Source organism: Klebsiella sp. GN_Kp190, assembly GCF_040061795.1.
Lineage (GTDB): Bacteria > Pseudomonadota > Gammaproteobacteria > Enterobacterales > Enterobacteriaceae > Klebsiella > Klebsiella michiganensis.
In genome coordinates this window covers 230,760-253,348 of record NZ_JBEAFN010000012.1, presented here as the reverse complement: position 1 = coordinate 253,348, position 22,589 = coordinate 230,760, and the positions used below count along the sequence as shown (strand labels likewise).

Here is a 22,589-nt window from a genome sequence, read left to right as displayed (position 1 = left end):
ATGATTTTGTGTATTGGCATCATCCTTCAAGCTGCCTCTTTGTTGGCTTCGTTTGTCCGCCTCGGTCACTGACTTATGTCAGCTCCCGGGGACGAACAACCTTGCCGCCTCGACGCAGCGTGAATGATTTTGTGTATGGTCATGTATAGCGAATGGCGGCGGACAACCCGCCATTCCCTGAAGCAAGGAACTCTTAATGGCGCAACAGAAATCGGTGACCCTGGTGATCAGCCATGTGCTCGACCCGGAGCATGGCCAGCAGTATGAAGCGTGGCTGGGCAAAATTATGCCGATTGCGGCAGAGTTTCCCGGCCATCTTGGCGCAAACGTCATTCGTCCGGCCCCCGGGCAGAATTTATGGAGCGTGATTATTCGCTTCGACACCATTGAGCATCTTTACGCCTGGACCCAGTCGGAGACCCGCCGCCAGCTGGTGGCGGAAATTGCGCCGCTGCTGAGCGAAGGCGATCGTACCGAAGTCCGGACTGAACCGGCCTTCTGGTTTACGCCCCCCGCGGCGAACGTGCGCCAGCCGCGACGCTGGAAGCAATTTTTAATCACCCTGCTGGTGATTTTCCCCAGTACAAACCTGGTGCCGTCAATAACCGGAATACTGTTGCCCTCGCTGAAGGGAAGCCTGTTGCTGCATCTGATCAATGATGCCTGTGTGGTCGCGCTGGTGGTCTGGTTCTGGATGCCCATCGTGACCCGTCTGTTTGCTGGCTGGTTAAAGAAAAACTGAGCCAGTCTCCTGAAGGAGTGCGTTATGTCGCAAACTGCCACACTGATCCTGACCCACGGTCGGATTCATACTCTCGATCGTCAAAATCCCCTGGCCGATGCGGTGGCGATCGCTGACGGTAAAATTCTCGCCGTCGGTAGCCACGATCGGATCATGAGCTTTGCCGCGGACGGGACGCAAATTATCGATCTCAAAGGCCATACGGCGATCCCCGGCCTGAACGACTCCCACCTGCACCTGATCCGCGGCGGCCTGAACTACAATCTGGAGCTGCGCTGGGAGGGGGTTCCCTCGCTGGCGGACGCGCTGCGGATGCTAAAAGATCAGGCCGATCGCACGCCGTCGCCGCAGTGGGTGCGGGTGGTTGGCGGCTGGAGCGAGTTCCAGTTCGCCGAACGGCGGATGCCGACGCTGGAGGAGCTTAACGATGCGGCGCCGGATACGCCGGTATTTGTCCTGCATCTGTACGATCGCGCATTGCTAAACCGCGCGGCGCTGAAGGCGGTGGGCTACACCAAAGAGACCCCGGATCCGGCGGGCGGCGAGATCGTTCGCGACGGTAACGGCAACCCGACCGGGATGCTGATCGCCAAACCCAATGCGATGATCCTCTACTCGACGCTGGCCAAAGGGCCGAAGCTGCCGCTGGAACTTCAGGTCAACTCAACGCGGCAGTTTATGCGCGAGCTTAATCGTCTGGGGCTGACCAGCGCTATTGATGCCGGGGGCGGTTTCCAGAACTACCCGGAAGATTATGAAATTATTGAACAGCTGCACGCCAAAGAGCAGATGACCGTACGTATCGCCTATAACCTGTTTACCCAGCGGCCTAAGCAGGAGCTGGAAGATTTTGAGCGCTGGACCGATATGCTCAAGCCGGGACAGGGCACCGATTTTTACCGCGCCAACGGCGCCGGGGAGATGCTGGTTTTCTCGGCGGCGGATTTCGAAGACTTCCTCCAGCCGCGTCCGGATCTGCCGGAAGGGATGGAAGATGAGCTGGAGCGGGTGGTGCGCCATCTGGTTGAACACCGCTGGCCGTTCCGCCTGCACGCCACCTATGATGAATCCATCAGCCGGATGCTCGACGTCTTCGAGAAGGTGAATCGCGATATTCCGTTCAACGGGCTGCACTGGTTCTTCGATCATGCGGAAACCATCACCGAGCGCAATATCGAACGCGTTAAAGCGCTGGGCGGCGGCATTGCCGTGCAGCACCGTATGGCTTTCCAGGGCGAATATTTTGTCGACCGCTACGGTAAAGACGCGGTCAAACATACGCCGCCGGTCGCGAAAATGCTCGAACTGGAGGTTCCGGTGGGTCTGGGGACGGATGCCACCCGCGTGGCGAGCTACAATCCGTGGACCGCGCTTTACTGGCTGGTATCAGGGCGTACCGTCGGCGGGATGGCGATGTACGACGACAGCAACCGCCTGCCGCGCGACGTGGCGCTGGAGCTGTGGACGGCGGGAAGCGCGTGGTTTTCCAGCGAGCAGGGCAAGAAAGGGCGCATTGAGCAAGGCCAGCTTGCCGACCTGGTGGTGCTGTCGAAAGACTACTTCAGCGTCGCGGAAGAGGAAATCAAGGGGATCGAGTCGGTGCTGACGGTGGTGGACGGCAAGGTGGTGTACGCGGCGGGACACTTTTCGCCGCTGGCGCCGCCGCTCATTCCAGTGCTGCCCGAGTGGTCGCCGGTGGTGAAAGTTCCGGGCCATTACCGTTCCGCGCCGCCGACGGCCGCGAATATCGGCGCGATAGTTCAGATGCACCAGTGCTGCGGCAGCTGCGGCGTACATGGGCATCAGCATGATATTGCGCGCAAATCGGCGATTCCGGTTGCCGATGAGCAGGCGTTCTGGGGCGTACTCGGCTGCTCCTGCTTTGCTTTTTAGCGCGACGGACGCTTATTAGTACCGGTAGGCCAATGAGAGCGTTCACGCCCTCATTGGCCTTTTTCATTTTCTCGGATAGCGCTGATAAGACAATGTGTGTCATTCTGCTCCCTCTTCAAACAGTGAAGGTGAGAACATGGATGATCTACTGATCTTTGGCGCTGTGATTTTATTCTGCGGGCTGGTGGTTGGGCCGCTCGTGGCGATTGCCGCGCTCAGGCGCAGCGCGGCGGTCCGTGTGGAACTGGCGGCTTTGCAGCGTCGGGTTGAGGAGCTTGAGCTGCGCGGCGTTGCGCAGGCACCGGTGGCGGAGGCAAGTGGCGTCGTGCCGACTGCTCCGGAAGTCGTTGCCTCTGTTGACGCAACAGCACTGGTAGAACACGAGCCATCACCGGCGCCCGTGGCGGAAGCCGTTGACCCATGGCTTTCGCAGCCGAAGCCAACGCCGAAGCCAACGCCGAAGCCGGAGCAGATGGCGAAATCGGCTCCTGAAACCGAACAACCTTCCGCGTTTGGCGGGATGGTATCGTCATTGGTTCGTTGGTTTATGCAGGGTAACCCGCTGGCGAAGCTCGGGATCCTGCTGCTGTTTCTTGGCCTCTCCTTTCTGCTGCGCTATACCGTGGAACACGCTCTTTTCCCCCTCGAGTTGCGTCTGGTCGCGGCGTCGTTGTTCGCCATTGTCCTGCTGGCTGTCGGATGGCGGTTGCGGCATAAGCAACCGATGTACGCCCTGATCTTACAGGGTGGGGCAACGGGGGCGCTCTATCTCACCGTTTTTGGCGCCTTTCGCCTGTGGCAGATGCTGCCGATGACTCTGGCGTTTGCGCTGCTGGTGGTGATTTGCGCGGCGAGCGTAGGGCTGGCGATTGTGCAAAAAGCGCTCAGCCTGGCCATGCTGGCGAGTCTTGGCGGTTATCTTGCGCCGCTGCTGCTCTCTACCGGCGGCGGCAGTCATGTGGCGTTGTTCTCATTCTATCTTCTGCTGTCGGTGGGCATTCTTGCCATCAGCATCCGCCAGCACTGGCGGGAGCTTAATCTGCTTGGCCTGCTGTTTACCTTTGGCGTCGGTGGCCTGTGGGGGCTGAATGATTATCGGCCAGAGTATTACCTGAGCTGCCAGCTGTTCTTAATCGCCAATACGCTTATTTTTGGCGTGTTAAGCGTGGCGCTGTCGCTGCGGGCGCAGGAAAAGGGTAAGCAGATTATTGACGGCGTTCTGCTGTTTGCACCGCCGCTGGTCGGCTTTGGTATGCAGTACGCTATCACCCGGCATATGGAATACGGTCCGGCGCTCAGCGCGCTGGGCTACGGTGGCTTCTATCTGGCTTTAGCCTGGCTGGCACTGCGTCGCTACCCCTCTTTAGGGAAGCCGCTGGTACTGGCCGCGCTGGCGCTCGGCGGCGCATTTACCACCCTTGCTATTCCCCTTGCGCTTTCGGCTCGCTGGACCGCGATGGCCTGGTCGCTGGAGGGGCTTGGGATCCTCTGGCTGGGCGTGCAACAGCAGCAGCGGCGCATGAGCTATAGTGGGACTGCGCTACTCTTTTTGGCGGTTGGCAGCGCGCTCTGGGCGCAGGCAAATGACGCCACGCCGCTTTCTTTGCTGCTGATTTTCGCTGTACTCAGTCTTAGCTGGCTGGTCGCCGCCTGGCTGTGGCGAAGCATTGAAGTGCACGCCAGTGGAGGACTGCTTTTGGGCGGGCTACTGTTCTGGGTGGTGGCGCTTGTCGGCGCATCGCAGCTGGCGTTGAGTAAAGACTCGCAGATTATATTTGGCGTGCTGGCGACGCTGGCCGCGTCGGTATGGTGCTGGCGCGCGGTTGCTGCGCGTTTAGTCTGGCAAGAGCTGGATGCCAGCAAATGGTTGTTGTGGCCAATGATGTTGATAGTGCTGTTTTATCAGCTATCCCAACAGCAGATTTTCGCTGCTGGCTGGCAAAATCTGGCCTGGTGCGCGGCGCTGCCCGCGGCGGTGGCGCTGCTCTGGCGTGATGGGCCTTCGCTCCCGCCGCGCATAAACAGGCTCGCCCACCTGTCGCTGTTCTGGATGGTGTTGCTGGCGCTGGCGATGGAGCTGTTTTGGTTTACCCGGGATTTGCCGTGGGGGATGTCGGCCTGGGCGAGTGGATTAATGATGGCGGCAGGCGGGGGGCTGATCTTCCTTGTCTCTGAAGCCGTTCATCGGCAAATATGGCCATTCCGGGTATGGCCTGGGCTGTATGCCTCTCAGGCCATGATACCGGTGGCGGTTGCGCTGGGATGCCTGCTAACGCTGACGAACGTGCAGGATGGTACGGTCTACGGTCAGACCTATTTGCCGTTGATTAACCCGCTGGAAGAGGGCGCCGCTTTCGCGCTGCTTGGGCTGACGATATTTTATCGCGTTTCGCGGCGTTATTTTCCGCTGCAGCTATCGGTATGCCGCCCCTGGCCCGCGGTCGCGCTGCTGGCGCTCGGCTTCTGGTGGCTGAATGGCCTGCTGCTGCGCGCCCTGGCCTGGTACGGCGAGGTGGCCTGGAATATAGAGGCGCTGTGGCATTCGCGCTTAATTCAGACCACTTTCGCTCTGGTCTGGACGCTGGCGGCGCTGGCGGCGCTGGCGGTCATGCTGCGTGCGACGCGGCGACACTCCCGCCGCGAATGGCTGTGCGGCGCGGCGTTGTTAGGCATTGTCATTGTGAAACTCATGCTGGTGGACAGCGCGCGCGGCGGCGGGCTGGCGCGCGCTGTCACGTTTATCGGCGTGGCTATTTTGGTGCTGATCGTCGGGTATTTTTCCCCGTTACCGCCCAAAGCAGGAGAAGAAAAATGAAATGGATGAAAGCGGTGTTATGCAGCGTGCTGCTGGGCGTGACGGGCGCGGCTGTCAGCGGCGATGAAGCGCGAGAAAAACCACTGGACTATATGCAGGGGGTGATGCTGGAAACCACCGGCGCGTCGCCCTGGTATCGCGTCGAGCTTTCCCCGCTGCTCTATCAGGGGACGGCGTGGCCTGACCTGCGCGATGTGCGGGTATTTAACCATCAGGGAGAGACCGTACCGTTCGCGCTGCAGGTGCAGAAGGCGCAGCCCGTTACGCCTGAAGCGATGACGCTGCGGCTTTTCCCTCTGGAGATGTCGCCGGTTCCGCCGCGCGAAGAGGGGCGACGCGGCGGAGAATCGCTGGTCCTGCGTTCAACAACGGGGATCGAAATTCATCTGGAAACCGATGATGCGAAGGCGCTCGGGCAGAGCTACTTACTGACGCTGCCAACGGAGAAAACGGACGCGTTTGCGCTGGCTCAGCTGCGGCTGAACTGGGCGGCGCTGGCGGGCAGCTGGCAGGGGAAAGCGTCGGTCTATTCCAGTCGGGATTTGAAGTACTGGCGCCCTGTCCAGGAGGATGCGCCCCTTATGGATCTGGCGCGCGATAGCGATCGTTTGAAAATGGATACCATAAGCGCTGACCTGACGCTCTCCGCGGACGGGAATCGTTACCTGCTGGTGCTCCTCGATTCGCAAAGCAAGGCGGTCGTGTTAAATAGCGTGACGGCCCTGGCCGAACGCAGAGAGCCCGAGTCTACGCGCATTGAGCTTGATGCGCAGGCGAACAAGATTTCAGATGAGGAAGCCGTTTGGCGCTGGGCCCGGCCTCAGCCGCTGACTTCGCTCAGGATATCGATGGCCAGCGAAGGGGTTCTGCCGGTCGCGCTCTCCTGGCGCAGCGGCGAAAAAGAAGCCTGGCAGCCGCTGACCAAAACCGTGCTGTATCGACTGGACGGCAAGCGTTCGGAGGATATTCAACTTTCAGGCCAGCCGGTTGAAGCGGTGCGGATCACAACGATTAACGCCCGATTACCGACGTCGCTGCCCGCGATAAGCGGTGCGCGAGACAAATACCAGCTGATTTTTAATACCCAGGGAAAAGGGCCTTATATGCTGGCCTGGGGCAACCGGGCGGCGCCAAAGGCAGATGTCGCCATGGACATGCTGATACCGGCGTCGCTGCGCAAAACGCAGGCTGTAAGCGATCTACCGCTGGCCGTCGCGCAGGAGAGCGTCACCCTCGGCGGTGAAGCGCGGTTGACGGCGACGTCGGCTACCGAGCAGCAGAGCGGCTGGAAAACGCTGCTGGTGTGGGGAGCGCTAATAGTGGGCGTCCTGGTGCTGGCGCTGATGGCGTGGCGAATCTGGCGCGAAGTGAAAAAAAGCGGCTCCGTATAAAACAAAAAAGGCTCGCATCTGCGAGCCTTTTGCCGAACGTACGCCGATTACAGGCTGGATACGTTCTCGGTCAGGTATTTAGCGACGCCTTCCGGAGAAGCGGCCATACCTTCTTTTCCTTTTTCCCACTGCGCCGGACAAACTTCGCCGTGCTCTTCGTGGAACTGCAGCGCGTCAACCATACGCAGCATTTCGTCGATGTTACGGCCCAGCGGCAGGTCGTTAACCACCTGGTGACGAACAACGCCGTTGGCGTCGATCAGGAAGGAACCACGCAGGGCAACGCCTTCGTCCGGGTGCTCAATACCGTACGCTTTCTGGATTTCGCGTTTGATGTCAGCAACCATGGCGTATTTAACCGGGCCGATGCCGCCCTGGTCTACCGGGGTGTTACGCCACGCGTTGTGGACGAACTCGGAGTCAAAAGAAACGCCAACTACTTCTACGCCGCGTTTCTGGAATTCTTCGTAGCGCTTGTCGAACGCGATCAGTTCAGACGGGCAAACGAAGGTGAAGTCCATCGGCCAGAAGAACAGAACGGTGGCTTTACCGCTGGTGTGCTGTTTGAAATTGAATTTCTCAACGATTTCGCCGTTACCTAAAACCGCTGCCGCGGTGAAGTCCGGAGCCTGACGAGTAACCAGAACCATATGATTCTCCTGTTAATACTAAGGTTAATTGGAACGCAACGCGGGCAAGTATAGGGAGAGGCGTCGGCGAACTCAACGTGACGCTGACAATCGATGAGATAGGTTTTGCCTATCAATCGTTATTTGAAACGGCTATTCAGAATAGTCTTTTGCCAAAAAAGCGCAATCTTTTACAGTTCACCTTTTTTCGCCTGCGCCATCATCTGCGGGTAGAAGCGCCAGAACTGCTGCTCAAGACGATCGTAATGGGTATCCAGATCCTGCCAGGAGTCGCGCAGGGCGTCCAGCCGCGGACGGCGGCTGGCCATACCGTTCAGAACCCGCTGAATAAACGCCATATCCCGATAGCGTTCAAGCCAGCGCTCTGACCACAGGTATTCGTTGAGATTGACAAAACGCGGCGGGGAATCGGGCAAAATAAACGTGACCTGGGCGTGGGCGTAGCGGACAAACTCCGGCAGCGGCAGCTCGGGCGACAGCTGCGTCCAGTGGCGTGACAAGAAATGGTCCCACATCACATCCAGCGTAATCGGCGCGACCCGGCGCGTTTCGGGACGAAACCACCCTTTGGCTTCGGTGACTTCGGGCAGGTTATCCGTCAGTACATCGATCCGGCGGTGCATAAAAATGCCCTCCACGACGTCAGCGGGCCACTCGCCGGCGGGGTCGCCGCGAACGAAATCGGCCAGTAAATTACCGGAAAGGGAGCTGTCAGCGAGATGGGCGAGGTGCAGGTGTGCGAGAAAATTCATGCGATTCGTTATCCGGATACGGCTAGTTGTTGCAGCGAAGAGGTGTGAGCACTAGACTAAGCCGCCTGTTTTTAAGTCATGAGTATATGCCATGCGCGTCGCCGATTTCTCCTTTGAATTACCCGAATCCCTGATTGCCCACTATCCCATGCCCGAGCGCAGCAGCTGCCGCTTGCTGTCATTAGACGGGCCGACGGGCGCGCTGACGCACGGTACTTTCACCGATTTACTCGACAAGCTCAACCCTGGCGATCTGCTGGTTTTTAATAATACCCGCGTGATCCCGGCCCGCCTGTTTGGCCGTAAAGCCAGCGGCGGCAAGATTGAGGTGCTGGTCGAGCGCATGCTCGATGATAAACGTATTCTGGCACATATTCGCGCGTCTAAAGCGCCGAAACCGGGCGCGGCGCTGCTGCTCGGCGACGATGAAAGCATTAAAGCGACCATGGTTGCGCGCCACGACGCGCTGTTTGAAGTTGAGTTCGACGACGCGCGCAGCGTGCTGGACATTCTCAACGCTATCGGCCATATGCCGCTGCCGCCGTACATCGATCGTCCTGACGAAGACGCCGACCGCGAGCTGTATCAGACCGTATACAGCGAAAAACCGGGCGCCGTTGCGGCGCCAACCGCCGGCCTGCACTTTGATGAGCCGATGCTGGCGAAGCTTCGCGAAAAGGGCGTTGAGATGGCGTTCGTCACGCTGCACGTGGGGGCAGGAACCTTCCAGCCGGTACGCGTAGACAGCATTGAAGAGCATATTATGCACTCTGAATATGCGGAAGTGCCGCAGGAGGTGGTCGATGCGGTGCTGGCGGCAAAAGCGCGCGGCAGCCGGGTGATTGCGGTGGGCACGACCTCGGTGCGTTCGCTGGAAAGCGCGGCGCAGGCGGCGAAAAACGACCTGATTGAGCCTTTCTTCGGCGATACGCAGATTTTCATCTACCCGGGCTATCAGTACAAAGTCATTGATGCGCTGGTGACCAACTTCCATCTGCCTGAATCCACACTGATTATGCTGGTTTCCGCATTTGCCGGCTATCAGCACACCATGAACGCCTATAAGGCTGCGGTAGAACAAAAATATCGCTTTTTTAGCTACGGGGACGCGATGTTTATCACGTACAATCCGCAGGCTATTTTTGAGCGCCCATAAGAAGGCTGTCGCGCTGGCTATTTTGACGCCTTCAGGAATTTATTAGCTATGGAATCATTCCGTAGCGAGTCGTTAAACGTCAGACTGTTTTTCTGACGCGGGAGTGATAATGAAATTTGAGTTAGATACCACCGATGGTCGCGCGCGCCGCGGCCGTCTTGTGTTTGAGCGCGGCGTCGTTGAAACGCCAGCCTTTATGCCGGTTGGCACCTATGGCACCGTGAAAGGGATGACGCCGGAAGAAGTTGAAGCGACCGGCGCGCAAATCATCCTCGGCAACACCTTCCATCTGTGGCTGCGTCCTGGTCAGGAGATCATGAAGCTGCACGGCGATCTGCACGACTTTATGCAGTGGAAAGGACCGATCCTCACCGACTCCGGCGGCTTCCAGGTCTTCAGCCTCGGCGATATTCGCAAAATCACCGAGCAGGGCGTGCACTTCCGCAACCCGATCAACGGCGATCCGATTTTCCTCGATCCGGAAAAATCCATGGAGATTCAGTACGATCTCGGTTCCGATATTGTGATGATCTTTGACGAATGTACGCCGTATCCGGCGGACTGGGATTACGCTAAGCGCTCGATGGAAATGTCCCTGCGCTGGGCGAAGCGCAGCCGCGATCGGTTTGACGGTCTGGGCAACAAAAACGCGCTGTTTGGCATCATTCAGGGCAGCGTTTACGAAGATTTACGTGATATCTCTGTTAAAGGTCTGGTAGAGATTGGCTTTGATGGCTACGCTGTCGGCGGTTTGGCTGTCGGCGAGCCGAAGGAAGATATGCACCGTATTCTGGAGCACGTCTGCCCGCAGATCCCGGCCGACAAGCCGCGATACCTGATGGGCGTCGGTAAGCCGGAAGATCTGGTTGAAGGGGTGCGTCGCGGGATCGATATGTTCGACTGCGTCATGCCGACGCGCAATGCGCGCAACGGCCACCTGTTCGTTACCGACGGCGTGGTGAAAATCCGTAACGCGAAGCACAAGAGCGATACTTCGCCGCTGGATGCAGAATGTGATTGCTACACCTGTCGCAACTATTCACGCGCTTACTTGCATCATCTTGACCGTTGCAACGAAATATTGGGCGCGCGACTCAATACCATTCATAACCTGCGATACTATCAGCGCTTAATGGCTGGTTTACGCAAGGCTATTGAAGAGGGTAAATTAGAGAGCTTCGTGACCGATTTTTACCAACGTCAGGGTCGAACCGTTCCACCTTTGAACGTTGACTAATTTTAATAATGAGGGAATTTCAATGAGCTTTTTTATTTCTGATGCGGTAGCAGCAACCGGTGGCGCGGCGCAGGGCAGCCCGATGTCTCTGATCCTGATGCTAGTGGTGTTTGGTCTGATTTTTTACTTCATGATCCTGCGCCCACAGCAGAAACGCACCAAGGAACATAAAAACCTGATGAACTCCATTGCCAAAGGCGATGAAGTACTGACCAACGGTGGCCTGGTTGGGCGCGTCACTAAAGTCGCGGAAAGCGGCTACATCGCTATCGCGCTGAACGATACCACTGAAGTGGTTATCAAACGTGACTTCGTAGCTGCCGTTCTGCCGAAAGGCACCATGAAGGCGCTGTAATTACCCATTTTCCCTAAGGGAACTGCCGTGTTAAACCGTTATCCTTTGTGGAAGTACGTCATGCTGGTCGTCGTCATTGTCGTCGGCTTAGTGTATGCGCTTCCCAACCTGTATGGTGAGGATCCGGCCGTTCAAATCACTGGCGCGCGCGGCGTCGCCGCCAGTGAGCAAACGCTGATCCAGGTCCAGAAAACACTACAAGAAGAAAAAATTACCGCGAAGTCTGTGGCACTGGAAGAGGGCGCAATTCTTGCGCGCTTCGACACCACTGATATCCAGCTGCGCGCGCGCGAAGCGCTGATGGGCGTGCTGGGTGACAAATACGTCGTGGCGCTTAACCTTGCTCCGGCAACCCCGCGCTGGCTGGCGGCCCTGTATGCCGAGCCGATGAAGCTGGGTCTTGATCTGCGCGGCGGCGTGCACTTCCTGATGGAAGTCGACATGGACACCGCGCTGGGCAAACTGCAGGAACAAAATATCGACAGCCTGCGCAGCGAGCTGCGTGATAAAGGCATTCCTTACGCGACCGTGCGTAAAGAAGACAACTACGGCCTGAGCATCGCTTTCCGCGACAGCGCCGCGCGCGACCAGGCTATCTCATACCTTAGCCCTCGTCACCGCGATCTGGTTATCTCCACTCAGGGCAGCACTGGCCTGAAAGCCGTGATGACCGACGACCGTCTGAAAGAAGCCCGCGAATATGCCGTTCAGCAGAACATCAATATCCTGCGTAACCGTGTAAACCAGCTGGGCGTTGCTGAACCTCTGGTTCAGCGTCAGGGCGCCGACCGTATTGTGGTTGAACTGCCGGGTATCCAGGACACCGCGCGTGCGAAAGAGATCCTCGGCGCGACCGCGACCCTGGAATTCCGTCTGGTTAACACTAACGTTGATAGCGCCGCGGCGGCCGCCGGTCGCGTTCCGGGCGACTCTGAAGTGAAATATACCCGCGAAGGCCAGCCGGTTGTGCTGTACAAGCGCGTCATCCTCACCGGTGACCACATCACCGACTCGACGTCGAGCATGGATGAGTACAACCAGGCGCAGGTTAACATCTCCCTGGATAGCGCTGGCGGCAACATCATGTCTAACTTCACCAAGGACAACATCGGTAAACCGATGGCGACCCTGTTTGTGGAGTACAAAGACAGCGGGAAGAAAGATGCCAACGGGCGCGCGATTCTGGCGAAAGAGGAAGAGGTGATTAACATCGCCAACATCCAGTCTCGTCTGGGTAACAGCTTCCGTATTACCGGCATCAGCAACCCGACCGAAGCGCGCCAGCTCTCCCTGCTGCTGCGTGCAGGCGCGCTGATTGCGCCGATTCAGATTGTTGAAGAACGGACCATCGGTCCAACCCTCGGTATGCAGAACATCAAGCAGGGCCTGGAAGCGTGTCTGGCCGGTCTGGTGGTCTCCATCCTGTTTATGATCTTCTTCTACAAGAAGTTCGGCCTGATTGCGACCTCTGCGCTGGTGGCTAACCTGGTGCTGATTGTCGGCATTATGTCCCTGATTCCGGGGGCGACGCTGACCATGCCGGGGATTGCGGGGATCGTGTTAACCCTTGCGGTGGCGGTCGATGCGAACGTTCTGATTAACGAACGTATTAAAGAAGAGCTGAGCAACGGGCGCTCCGTGCAGCAGGCGATTGACGAAGGTTATCGCGGCGCGTTCAGCTCCATCTTTGATGCCAACATTACGACGCTTATCAAAGTCATTATCCTGTACGCGGTCGGTACCGGTGCCATTAAAGGGTTTGCGATTACCACCGGTATCGGTATTGCGACCTCAATGTTTACCGCTATCGTCGGCACCCGTGCCATCGTGAACCTGCTGTACGGCGGCAAGCGCGTTAAAAAGCTGTCTATCTGAGGAGTGCGTTGTGGCACAGGAATATACTGTTGAACAATTGAACCACGGCCGTAAAGTCTGGGACTTTATGCGCTGGGACTACTGGGCTTTCGGCATTTCAGGTTTTCTGCTGATTTTGTCCATCGCTATTATTGGCGTGCGCGGGTTTAACTGGGGTCTGGATTTCACCGGCGGTACGGTGATTGAGATCACCCTCGAAAAACCTGTCGATATGGACCAGGTGCGTCAGTCGTTGCAGAAGGCGGGCTTTGAAGAGCCGCAGCTGCAAAACTTCGGCAGCAGCCGCGACATCATGGTGCGTATGCCGCCGGTGCATGACGCCAACGGCAGCCAGGAGCTGGGCAGCAAGGTCGTTAGCGTGATTAACGACTCGACCAGCCAGAACGCGACGGTCAAACGTATTGAGTTTGTGGGGCCGAGCGTTGGCGCGGACCTTGCGCAGACCGGCGCGCTGGCGCTGATAGCCGCGCTGGTATGTATCCTGATTTACGTCGGCTTCCGCTTTGAGTGGCGTCTGGCGGCAGGGGTGGTTATCGCGCTGGCGCACGACGTGGTGATCACCATGGGCGTGCTGTCGCTACTGCATATCGAGATCGACCTGACCATTGTGGCCTCGTTGATGTCGGTTATCGGCTACTCGCTGAACGACAGTATCGTGGTATCCGACCGTATTCGTGAAAACTTCCGCAAGATTCGCCGCGGTACGCCGTACGAAATCTTTAACGTGTCGTTGACGCAAACGCTGCACCGTACCTTGATCACCTCCGGGACAACCTTGATGGTTATCCTGATGCTGTACCTCTTCGGCGGTCCGATTCTGGAAGGCTTTTCGCTGACCATGCTCATCGGTGTCTCCATCGGTACGGCTTCTTCTATCTACGTCGCGTCCGCGCTGGCGCTGAAGCTGGGCATGAAGCGCGAGCACATGCTGCAGCAGAAAGTCGAGAAAGAAGGGGCGGATCAGCCGTCAATTCTGCCGTAAGGCAATCGCGTAGCGATAAAACGAATCCCGGTCGCAAGGCCGGGATTTTTTTATTACAGCCGCCCGGATTTTGGTTACTCTCCCGTATCAGCACGCAATGACATGGAGAAATGCCGATGGCTGTCGTAACGCTTTCCACCGTTCCTCAACCCCCGCTCTGGCACGATGTGCCTTCCGTTACGCTTAACGACGACACGCTGCGGCTGCGCAAGTCCAGGGTGCTGGCAAATATGCGTCAGTCCGGCGTAGACACGCTTATCGTCTATGCCGACAAAGAGCACGGCGGCAACTTTGAGTATCTCACCGGTTTTATTCCCCGTTTCGAAGAGGCGCTGCTGGTGCTGCATCGGGACGGCGAGGCGGTGCTGGTGCTGGGTAACGAGAATCTCAAGCTGGCAGGCCATGCCCGGCTGGAAAACCGTGTGATTCACGCCCCGTGGTTTTCGCTGCCCAATCAGCCGATGGAAACCGGTAAAACGCTGGCTCAGCGGCTTCAGGAGGCAGGCGTTGCGGCGGAAAACCGAATTGGCCTGGCGGGCTGGAAGCTCTTTACCGGCGCGGCGGATGACCGCGCGCAGATGTTCGATCTGCCTGCTTTTATCGTGGACGCTATTCGCCAGGCCGCCGGCCCGCAGGCAAGATTAACTAACGCCACCGGCATTTTTATCGACCCGGCAAGCGGAGCGCGAGTCACCAATAATGCCAACGAGCTGGCGCACTATGAGTACGGCGCAAATCTGGCTTCCACCGCGATTCTCACCGCGCTTAACGCCGTTGCGCCGGGTAAAACGGAAAAGCAAATCGGCGCGCTGCTGGCGGCGGAAGGGCAGCCTAATAGCGTGGTGATGATTGCCGCTACCGGCGATCGCTTTGCCTGGGCGAATCTCTATCCGGGCGATAAGGTGATTCAGCGCGGAGATAAATTCTCGCTGACCACCGGCTTCAAAGGCGGCCTGAGCAGCCGCGCCGCCTACGTGGTGGCTGATGAGAGCGAACTGGCGCCCGAGGTGGCTGATTACCTCGAGGTCGTGGCGAAGCCCTATTTCAACGCGGTGGTGAACTGGCTGGAAAATCTGCGCATCGGCATGCGCGGCGGCGATATGTATGCGCTGATAGAGCAGGCGTTGCCGAAGGCGGAATATCACTGGCACCTGAATCCGGGGCATCTGGTCGCGGATGAGGAGTGGCTCTGTTCGCCCATTGGCCCCCATTCAACCGCCTGCCTGCAAAGCGGGATGATACTGCAAATCGACATCATTCCTTCCCGCCCGGGCTACGGCGGCGCAAGCATTGAAGATACCGTGGCGCTTGCCGATAGCGCGTTGCGTCGGGAGCTGGCGCAGCGCTATCCCGAACTCTGTCAGCGTATCGTCGCCCGGCGCTTGTATATCGGCGAGCAGCTTGGCATTGTGCTTCCTGAAGAGGTGCTGCCATTTTCCAGTACCGTGGGATACCTGCGTCCGTGGCTGCTGAGTCCCGAGCGCGCGCTGGTGTGCGCACCATACTGACACAATGCTGTCAGTAGGCCTGTCTTACACTCCTCCTGAACCCAAACAATGGACAGGAGGATGTATGAACAATGTAATTAACTGGTTTGAGATCCCGGTTGCGGAGATGGATCGTGCCGTGGCGTTTTACGAGCCGGTGATGCAGGTGGCGCTGCGTCGGGAAAAAATGGATTGCATTGAGATGGCCGTTTTCCCGCATGAGGATCCGGCTCCCGGCGGCGCGCTGGCAAAGTTCGAAGGCGTTAAGCCCTCCGATCAGGGATGTATTATCTATCTGCATACTGACAATCTGGCGGCCACGCTCGATCGCGTCAACTCGGCGGGCGGAAGCTGCGTGTTTGGCCCCCTTGAGCTGGCGGACGATATCGGCACGATTGCCCTTTTTATTGATAGCGAGGGTAATCGGATTGGCCTTCACCAACCCGCGTAAATGAGACAACAGAAATGAGCCGACGCGCCGACCGCCTTTTTCAAATCGTCCAGATCCTGCGCGGGAGGAGATTAACCACCGCCGGGCTGCTGGCCGAGCGGCTCGGCGTGTCAGAGCGCACCATCTACCGCGACATTCGCGACCTCTCGCTCTCCGGCGTCCCGGTTGAGGGGGAAGCCGGGAGCGGCTACCGGCTGCTGGCGGGCTATGACCTACCGCCGCTGATGCTGACAACTCAGGAATCGGAAGCGCTGATGGCCGCTATACGGCTGCTGCAAACCTGGGGCGGTGCCTCGCTTTCCCAGGCGCTGGAGTCGGCGCAGGAAAAAGTGCTGGCTATTTTGCCTGCCGAGAGCCGGCGCAAGGCGGAGCAGTCGCGCGTGTTCGCACCGGACTTTGGTGCGCAGGGCTATAGTAAAGATCAGTTTGATATAGTGCATCGGGCAGTCTCCGCCCAGCAGGCGCTGGGGCTGCGCTATCGCGATGAAGCGGGAAACGTGTCGCAGCGTGACGTACTGCCGCTGGGGCTTTTTTTCTGGGGCGAGCGCTGGCTGCTGGTGACCTGGTGCGAACTGCGGGAAGATTATCGCTGTTTTCGCCTTGACCGCTGCCTGGAGATTTCCGCCACCGGGCGTCATTTCAGCGAACGAGCCGATCGCTCATTAAGTGATTTCTTGCGTAAGGTGAGATGCGAAGAGCGTTAGCTTTTATGATCCCCGGCGTAGTTGCCGGGGATCATCGAGCCGATTAGAAGTTGTAGCCGACCACGAAGTAACCACCCCAGCCGGTAGAGCGGACGTTAAAGTCGCCGTCGCCGAAGTTCAGCTTCGCGTCATCCGCCCACTGGCCGCCGTTGTGGAAGTAACGCGCCACGACGGAGTAGTGCCAGTGATCGTAGTTCAGCGCCAGGATATGGCTGGATGCGATGGAGTTGCTGGTGCGTGAATGCTTACCGTTCAAATCATAAGCGTTGTCATCGCCCAGATCGGAGCCCCAGTCAAAGTTGGTGAAGCCGATATAGCTCAGTGAACCGCCCCACAGGTCGGTCAGCGGCACGAAGTATTTCACTTTGAAGCGGTAGCCGTCCCACTCGTTCTCGTTTGATGCGCCATAGTTTTGCCACTGATATTTCGCATAGACGTTGAGCGAGAGGCTCATCGGCAGGCCGGTATCGATATCGGTACCCAGACCCATATACCAGGTGCTCTGACGACCGGACTTGTTGCGGCCCATGTCGTAGATATAGTTGTTAGCGAAATACCACTCTTTGAACGGGCCGAAGCTGAGGTCGGTACCGGTCAGTTTGTCGATGGAGAAGCGCGGCTCAATTTCCATAAACAGCGGGGAACCGTGGTTCCAGATACCTTTCGCGTTGGTGTTACCGCCGAAGAAGACCGGCGCATCCATATAGCCATAGAAATCAAACCAGTCTTTCTTGGCGAACGCTTCATATTCCAGATAAGTATCGTTACGGATCTGCGGCCCAAAACGAGTGTGGTAGCTGCCCACCACGTTTACACTCTGGTGCCACCAATCAGACAGGTATTGCGGTTTGTCGTTTTCTGCCGCGCTGGCAGAGAAAGATGCGGAGAGCGCCAGAGCTGCGCCGGCTGCCAGTAATGTTTTTTTCATAATGATGCCACTGTTTAAATTAAGCCTGAAGGCGTTAAAAGAAGCGCCGAAGCGTTTCTAAATATTTCGTATTTCTGTGGCGTCTATTATAGGAATCATTGCTCACAAAAATATGTGTTGTTTCACATAACGAACACATGCGTAATCGATTGCGTTCACGATTTTATGCATTTCTTGCGGGAATGCCACCGAAATTCATAAATTCTGGCAATTTTTAGTGAACTGAATGGAAAATCTGTAAGTGGATTAGCATGAGGGGAGGGGAGCCGGATGTTCAGGGCATCCGGCTGAGGGCGTTACGGCGTGTTTGCGGGCTGGATATCGTGGATGCGGACAAAGCCAACCTGCTCGGGCGTTACGCCATTCAGGCGTAGCGGAATATCGACGTCGCTCGGCGCCAGAACGCTTGCCGGCGCGCTAATCAGCTGATTTTGTACGTTAACTTCCTGATAGCTATCGGTGGTACCGCTGATCTGCCCGGAGGCGACCGTCGCGCTAAAGGCCGGCAGCGGATCGTTTGATTCACCCTGGATACGCAGGGTCAGGCGGGTACCGTCGCCATCCGGCGCGATATTGAGCAGCGACATGCGCAGCGTACCAATCTGACTTTTGAGACGGGCCGGTGTTTTCGCCTCCGGCAACAGGTATACGCCGCTGCTCGATTTCGCATTCAGTACGTTTTGCTGGGTAATTTTGACCGTTTGCTGGTTGAGCTGGGTCATCTCTTTGCTCAGCGTGCTCACGCTCTGGTTCATCTGGCGGATTTCGCTTTGCTGCGCGCAGGCGCTGAGGGTGAAAATGCTACCCACAATGGCCAGCTTTAAATAACGTCTTGTCATAGTTGGGATTCCGTTAACAGAGGATGCTTAATGGTAGACCGATCGGATAATCGCACTATAGATCCTTTGTCTCAAAAGCTCTTTCTTTGTTGTCGGGTCACTTCGCGGTAAACTACCCGTTAGTTTAACTACATGTCAGGACGCGCCATGCATTGCCCTTTCTGTTTCGCCGTAGATACCAAAGTTATCGACTCTCGTCTGGTGGGCGAGGGCTCTTCCGTGCGTCGTCGTCGTCAGTGTCTGGTCTGTAATGAACGTTTTACGACGTTTGAAGTGGCGGAACTGGTGATGCCGCGAGTCGTAAAAAGCAACGACGTGCGCGAGCCTTTTAATGAGGACAAACTGCGCAGCGGTATGCTGAAAGCGCTGGAGAAGCGCCCGGTCAGCTCAGACGATGTCGAAATGGCGGTTAACCATATAAAAACCCACCTGCGCGGGACCGGCGAGCGGGAAGTGCCGAGCAAAATGATCGGCAACCTGGTGATGGAACAGCTGAAAAAGCTCGATAAAGTCGCCTACATCCGCTTTGCTTCCGTCTATCGCAGCTTCGAAGATATCAAAGAGTTTGGCGAAGAGATCGCCCGCTTACAGGACTGAGCCCATGCAGGATGAAATATACATGGCGCGAGCGCTGAAGCTGGCCGCGCGCGGACGCTTCACCACGCACCCAAACCCGAATGTCGGCTGCGTGATCGTTAAAGATGGCCAGATCGTCGGCGAAGGTTTTCACTATCGCGCCGGTGAACCGCACGCGGAAGTGCACGCGTTGCGCATGGCGGGCGAAAAAGCGAAAGGCGCGACGGCGTACGTCACGCTGGAGCCCTGTAGCCATCACGGGCGAACGCCGCCGTGCTGCGAGGCGCTGATTGCCGCAGGGGTGACCCGCGTGGTTGCGGCGATGCAGGATCCGAACCCGCAGGTCGCGGGTCGCGGTTTGTACCGTTTGCAGCAGGAAGGGGTCGACGTCAGTCACGGGCTGATGATGAACGAAGCCGAGGCGCTGAATAAAGGTTTTCTTAAGCGGATGCGCACCGGTTTTCCCTGGATTCAGTTAAAAATGGGCGCATCGCTGGATGGGCGCACGGCGATGGCCAGCGGAGAGAGCCAGTGGATCACCTCACCGCAGGCGCGGCGCGATGTGCAGCGCCTGCGCGCGCAAAACCACGCCATCCTGACCAGCAGCGCGACGGTGCTGGCGGATGACCCGGCGCTAACCGTACGCTGGGACGAGCTCAACGCCGACACTCAGGCGCTGTACCCGCAGGAAAACCTGCGCCAGCCTTTGCGTATCGTTATCGATAGTCAGAATCGCGTCACGCCGCAGCATCGTATCGTGGAGCAGGCGGGTGAAACGCTGTTTGCCCGTACCCGTGCAGATGAACGCCAGTGGCCGGAGAACGTACGCACGCTGCTGGTGCCGGAGCATAACGGTCGCCTGGACCTGGTGGTCCTGATGATGCTGCTGGGCAAACAGCAAATTAACTCGATCTGGGTGGAAGCAGGCCCCACCCTTGCCGGCGCGCTGCTGGAGGCCGGGCTGGTGGACGAGCTTATCGTCTATATTGCGCCTAAACTGTTAGGCAGCGATGCGCGCGGATTATGTGTACTGCCGGGGCTTGAGAAACTTGAGCAAGCACCCCATTTCAAATTCAATGAGATACGTCATGTAGGCCCGGATATTTGCCTGCATTTAGTGAACGCTTGATTTCCCCGGACAAAAGGGAAAGCAGTGCGCCGATTATTATGATAGAATCCGCCCCCCTTGCGGGGCCAAATGAACTGAACCCGAAGGAAGAGTATGAACATTATTGAAGCTAACGTTGCTACCCCGGACGCTCGCGTCGCCATCACCATCGCGCGTTTCAACAACTTTATCAACGACAGCCTGCTGGATGGCGCGATTGACGCCCTGAAGCGTATTGGCCAGGTCAAAGATGAAAACATTACCGTGGTTTGGGTTCCAGGCGCGTATGAGCTGCCGCTGGCGGCTGATGCACTGGCGAAAACCGGTAAGTATGACGCAGTGATCGCGCTGGGTACCGTTATCCGTGGCGGCACCGCGCACTTTGAATATGTGGCTGGCGGTGCAAGCAATGGCCTGGCGCACGTCGCTCAGGACAGCGGAATCCCGGTAGCCTTCGGTGTTCTGACCACAGAAAGTATTGAACAAGCCATCGAACGCGCTGGCACCAAAGCCGGTAACAAAGGCGCTGAAGCCGCGTTGACCGCGCTGGAAATGATTAACGTATTGAAAGCCATCAAGGCCTGATTTTTGTAAGGGGAATTCCGTGAAACCTGCTGCTCGTCGCCGCGCCCGTGAGTGTGCTGTCCAGGCGCTTTACTCCTGGCAGTTGTCCAAAAACGACATCGCTGATGTCGAATACCAGTTCCTGGCGGAACAGGATGTGAAAGATGTAGACGTTCTGTATTTCCGCGAACTGCTGTCCGGAGTGGCGACTAACAGCGCGTATCTCGACGGCCTGATGAAGCCGTATCTTTCTCGTCTGCTGGACGAGCTGGGTCAGGTGGAAAAAGCGGTGCTGCGTATCGCACTGTTTGAGCTGTCAAAGCGTAGCGATGTACCGTACAAAGTTGCGATTAACGAAGCCATCGAACTGGCGAAAACCTTTGGCGCTGAAGATAGCCATAAGTTTGTCAACGGCGTGCTGGACAAAGCTGCCCCGGTAATTCGTCCCAACAAAAAGTAAATTCCAGGGCCGGTTTTTGCAGAGTCTCACTTCTGCAAACCGGCCTTATTCTTTTCTTTTTCTGAGGCATAACGTATGGCATGCGGCGAATTTTCCCTGATTGCCCGTTATTTTGATCGCGTAAAAAGCGCACGTCTTGATGTTGAAACCGGCATTGGCGACGACTGCGCGCTCCTGAACATCCCCGAGAAAAAAACGCTGGCAATCAGCACCGACACCCTGGTGGCGGGAAACCATTTTTTACCCGATATCGACCCTGCCGACCTCGCCTATAAAGCGCTGGCGGTCAACCTGAGCGACCTGGCGGCAATGGGCGCTGAACCGGCGTGGCTAACCCTGGCCCTGACCCTGCCGGAAGCGGACGAAGCCTGGCTTGAGGCCTTTAGCGACAGCCTGTTCGTGCAGCTTAATTATTACGATATGCAGCTCATTGGCGGCGATACCACGCGCGGACCGCTGTCGATGACGCTGGGTATTCACGGCTATGTGCCGACGGGACGCGCTTTGAAGCGCTCCGGGGCAAAGCATGGCGACTGGATTTACGTCACCGGCACGCCGGGAGACAGCGCAGCGGGTCTGGCGATTTTGCAGGATCGGCTGCAGGTTGAAGATGACGCCGACGCGGATTATCTCCTGGCGCGCCATCTGCGTCCGCTGCCGCGGGTTCTGCAGGGGCAGGCGCTGCGCGATTTGGCGAACGCCGCCATCGATCTCTCCGACGGCCTGATTTCTGACCTGGGGCATATTCTCAAGGCCAGCGGCTGCGGCGCGCGCGTCGATCTTGATGCGATGCCGTTCTCGGATGCGATGCTGCGCCAGGTTGAGCCTGAGCAGGCGCTGCGCTGGGCGCTCTCCGGCGGTGAAGATTACGAGCTGTGCTTTACCGTACCTGAACTCAATCGCGGGGCGCTGGACGTGGCCCTTGCCAACCTCGGCGCGCGTTTTACCTGCATTGGGCAGATCCTGCCGGAATCGGAAGGTCTGCAGTTCACACGCGAAGGTAAGCCCGTCACGCTCGATTTTAAGGGATACGATCATTTTGGCGCGTAGTAGAGATGTGGCGAAAAGCCGCCTGAAGATGAGCAACCCCTGGCATCTGCTGGCAACGGGATTTGGCAGCGGCCTTAGCCCCGTGGTTCCCGGCACTATGGGATCGCTGGCGTCGATCCCCTTCTGGTATTTGCTGACCTTACTCCCCTGGCAGCTCTATTCGCTGGCGGTGATGATGAGCATCTGCATTGGCGTCTATATTTGCCACCGTACGGCGAAAGATATGGGTACCCACGATCATGGCAGCATTGTCTGGGATGAGTTTGTCGGGATGTGGATCACCCTGATGGCTCTACCGACGATGGACTGGCAGTGGGTCGCCGCTGGATTTGTGATTTTCCGCCTCTTTGATATGTGGAAGCCGTGGCCCATCCGCTGGTTCGACCGCAATATCCACGGCGGGATGGGGATCATGGTGGACGATATTGTCGCCGGGGTGATTTCCGCCGGGGTGCTGTACGTGATTGGCCACCACTGGCCGATTGGTCTTTTTTAAACCAGTCTGGCCCGGCTGGCCTGGCGCCTCTGGGAAATTGAGCAGGCAGGCTTTTCCCGGAGGCGGTGGTGAACTCGT

General features: G+C 57.6%; 22 protein-coding genes. 18 read left to right on the top strand and 4 right to left on the bottom strand.

From position 1 onward, the window contains the following. Positions 1 to 196 precede the first annotated feature (196 nt). From ABLU67_RS10615 to ABLU67_RS10600, 4 genes are all read left to right on the top strand, one after another. The gene (locus ABLU67_RS10615) at positions 197 to 742 is read left to right on the top strand and encodes an antibiotic biosynthesis monooxygenase (RefSeq protein ID WP_014228152.1); all 546 of its coding nucleotides are present in this window, start codon (positions 197 to 199) and stop codon (positions 740 to 742) included. Between the two features lie 24 nt (positions 743 to 766). Beyond that, positions 767 to 2,635: an amidohydrolase gene (locus ABLU67_RS10610; protein WP_348852291.1), complete on the top strand. Its 1,869-nt coding sequence runs from the start codon at positions 767 to 769 to the stop codon at positions 2,633 to 2,635. 136 nt (positions 2,636 to 2,771) lie between these two features. Continuing rightward, on the top strand, positions 2,772 to 5,450 hold the full coding sequence (locus tag ABLU67_RS10605) for a DUF2339 domain-containing protein (protein ID WP_348852290.1): 2,679 nt from the start codon (positions 2,772 to 2,774) through the stop codon (positions 5,448 to 5,450). Continuing rightward, positions 5,447 to 6,841, top strand: coding sequence for a DUF3999 domain-containing protein (locus ABLU67_RS10600; RefSeq protein WP_032748215.1), 1,395 nt, complete (start codon positions 5,447 to 5,449; stop codon positions 6,839 to 6,841). Before ABLU67_RS10605 ends, ABLU67_RS10600 begins: the two co-directional genes overlap by 4 nt. Before the next feature lie 47 nt (positions 6,842 to 6,888). Here the strand turns inward: ABLU67_RS10600 and ABLU67_RS10595 are convergent, their stop codons facing one another. Beyond that, positions 6,889 to 7,491 (bottom strand): peroxiredoxin, encoded by a 603-nt coding sequence (locus ABLU67_RS10595; RefSeq protein WP_004099418.1) that lies wholly within the window; start codon positions 7,489 to 7,491, stop codon positions 6,889 to 6,891. A 170-nt stretch (positions 7,492 to 7,661) separates the two neighbouring features. Next, positions 7,662 to 8,243, bottom strand: coding sequence for an ACP phosphodiesterase (gene acpH / locus ABLU67_RS10590; protein WP_046877005.1), 582 nt, complete (start codon positions 8,241 to 8,243; stop codon positions 7,662 to 7,664). A 91-nt stretch (positions 8,244 to 8,334) separates the two neighbouring features. Between acpH and queA the strand changes: the two genes are divergently transcribed. The 8 genes from queA to ABLU67_RS10550 all read left to right on the top strand — a co-directional run bounded on the left by queA (position 8,335) and on the right by ABLU67_RS10550 (position 16,490). Then, positions 8,335 to 9,399 carry a tRNA preQ1(34) S-adenosylmethionine ribosyltransferase-isomerase QueA gene (gene queA, locus ABLU67_RS10585; protein ID WP_032694142.1) on the top strand — a complete coding sequence of 355 codons (1,065 nt, stop codon included), beginning with the start codon at positions 8,335 to 8,337 and terminating at the stop codon, positions 9,397 to 9,399. A gap of 109 nt (positions 9,400 to 9,508) precedes the next feature. Further along, a complete protein-coding gene (tgt, locus tag ABLU67_RS10580) occupies positions 9,509 to 10,636 on the top strand; it encodes a tRNA guanosine(34) transglycosylase Tgt (protein WP_004129667.1) in 1,128 nt (375 codons plus the stop codon). Between the two features lie 22 nt (positions 10,637 to 10,658). Next, positions 10,659 to 10,991, top strand: a complete 333-nt coding sequence (yajC, locus tag ABLU67_RS10575; RefSeq protein WP_004099423.1) for a preprotein translocase subunit YajC — start codon at positions 10,659 to 10,661, stop codon at positions 10,989 to 10,991. Between the two features lie 27 nt (positions 10,992 to 11,018). Beyond that, entirely contained in the window at positions 11,019 to 12,866 is a 1,848-nt protein-coding gene (gene secD / locus ABLU67_RS10570; protein WP_071957337.1) for a protein translocase subunit SecD, read from the top strand. A gap of 10 nt (positions 12,867 to 12,876) precedes the next feature. Then, positions 12,877 to 13,848, top strand: coding sequence for a protein translocase subunit SecF (gene secF, locus ABLU67_RS10565; protein ID WP_004848195.1), 972 nt, complete (start codon positions 12,877 to 12,879; stop codon positions 13,846 to 13,848). 116 nt (positions 13,849 to 13,964) lie between these two features. Continuing rightward, a complete protein-coding gene (locus ABLU67_RS10560; RefSeq protein ID WP_064358651.1) occupies positions 13,965 to 15,356 on the top strand; it encodes a M24 family metallopeptidase in 1,392 nt (463 codons plus the stop codon). 64 nt (positions 15,357 to 15,420) lie between these two features. Then, positions 15,421 to 15,786: a VOC family protein gene (locus ABLU67_RS10555; protein ID WP_064358652.1), complete on the top strand. Its 366-nt coding sequence runs from the start codon at positions 15,421 to 15,423 to the stop codon at positions 15,784 to 15,786. Positions 15,787 to 15,800: 14 nt separating this feature from the next. After that, positions 15,801 to 16,490, top strand: a complete 690-nt coding sequence (locus ABLU67_RS10550) for a YafY family protein (protein WP_014228161.1) — start codon at positions 15,801 to 15,803, stop codon at positions 16,488 to 16,490. A gap of 43 nt (positions 16,491 to 16,533) precedes the next feature. Here the strand turns inward: ABLU67_RS10550 and ABLU67_RS10545 are convergent, their stop codons facing one another. Next, positions 16,534 to 17,418 (bottom strand): nucleoside-specific channel-forming protein Tsx, encoded by an 885-nt coding sequence (locus tag ABLU67_RS10545; RefSeq protein WP_004848202.1) that lies wholly within the window; start codon positions 17,416 to 17,418, stop codon positions 16,534 to 16,536. Positions 17,419 to 17,714: 296 nt separating this feature from the next. Then, entirely contained in the window at positions 17,715 to 18,257 is a 543-nt protein-coding gene (locus ABLU67_RS10540; RefSeq protein WP_004848204.1) for a DUF3251 domain-containing protein, read from the bottom strand. A gap of 147 nt (positions 18,258 to 18,404) precedes the next feature. Here ABLU67_RS10540 and nrdR point away from each other — a divergent pair, with 147 nt between their 5' ends. From nrdR to pgpA, 6 genes are all read left to right on the top strand, one after another. Beyond that, on the top strand, positions 18,405 to 18,854 hold the full coding sequence (gene nrdR / locus ABLU67_RS10535; protein WP_014228162.1) for a transcriptional regulator NrdR: 450 nt from the start codon (positions 18,405 to 18,407) through the stop codon (positions 18,852 to 18,854). A 4-nt stretch (positions 18,855 to 18,858) separates the two neighbouring features. Then, the gene (gene ribD, locus ABLU67_RS10530; RefSeq protein WP_064358653.1) at positions 18,859 to 19,962 is read left to right on the top strand and encodes a bifunctional diaminohydroxyphosphoribosylaminopyrimidine deaminase/5-amino-6-(5-phosphoribosylamino)uracil reductase RibD; all 1,104 of its coding nucleotides are present in this window, start codon (positions 18,859 to 18,861) and stop codon (positions 19,960 to 19,962) included. A gap of 93 nt (positions 19,963 to 20,055) precedes the next feature. Next, on the top strand, positions 20,056 to 20,526 hold the full coding sequence (gene ribE, locus ABLU67_RS10525) for a 6,7-dimethyl-8-ribityllumazine synthase (RefSeq protein ID WP_004129690.1): 471 nt from the start codon (positions 20,056 to 20,058) through the stop codon (positions 20,524 to 20,526). A 19-nt stretch (positions 20,527 to 20,545) separates the two neighbouring features. Then, positions 20,546 to 20,965 carry a transcription antitermination factor NusB gene (nusB, locus tag ABLU67_RS10520; RefSeq protein WP_004099457.1) on the top strand — a complete coding sequence of 140 codons (420 nt, stop codon included), beginning with the start codon at positions 20,546 to 20,548 and terminating at the stop codon, positions 20,963 to 20,965. Between the two features lie 75 nt (positions 20,966 to 21,040). Then, complete coding sequence (gene thiL / locus ABLU67_RS10515; RefSeq protein ID WP_049082999.1) at positions 21,041 to 22,015, top strand: thiamine-phosphate kinase; 975 nt, start codon at positions 21,041 to 21,043, stop codon at positions 22,013 to 22,015. Then, positions 22,005 to 22,511, top strand: a complete 507-nt coding sequence (gene pgpA / locus ABLU67_RS10510; RefSeq protein WP_004133926.1) for a phosphatidylglycerophosphatase A — start codon at positions 22,005 to 22,007, stop codon at positions 22,509 to 22,511. Before thiL ends, pgpA begins: the two co-directional genes overlap by 11 nt. Positions 22,512 to 22,589 lie beyond the last annotated feature (78 nt).